At 38.1% G+C, this 236-nt stretch carries 1 protein-coding gene; it reads left to right on the top strand.

Annotation, left to right across the window (positions count from 1 at the left end):
• Positions 1–39 precede the first annotated feature (39 nt).
• On the top strand, positions 40–236 hold a 197-nt coding region (locus SB659_RS20510), incomplete at its 3' end, for a hypothetical protein (protein WP_410551771.1).

Raw genomic sequence — 236 nt, 5'->3', positions numbered from 1 at the left:
ACTTAAAGAATCCTCACGAAATTCCTGACAACGATGCTGATGATGAAAGCAAGTGATCTTATTTGGCCGGATAAGTGGATGCCTTTTGGGGTAAGGGTTTCCATCGTTGCTGTCGTTTGGGCTCTATGGTTTACCGTGTCTTACTTAAAATATTTTGTTTTTCATGTGGGTGGAATACTTCAGCTAGGCGCTATTTATCCAGTAATAATTATTTGGACTTATTTGTTCAATAAAAC

It is taken from the genome of Arthrobacter sp. SIMBA_036, from assembly GCF_046535135.1.
GTDB lineage: Bacteria > Actinomycetota > Actinomycetes > Actinomycetales > Micrococcaceae > Arthrobacter.
The sequence above is the reverse complement of the archived record's forward strand: the minus strand, read 5'-3'. Positions and strand labels throughout refer to the sequence as shown.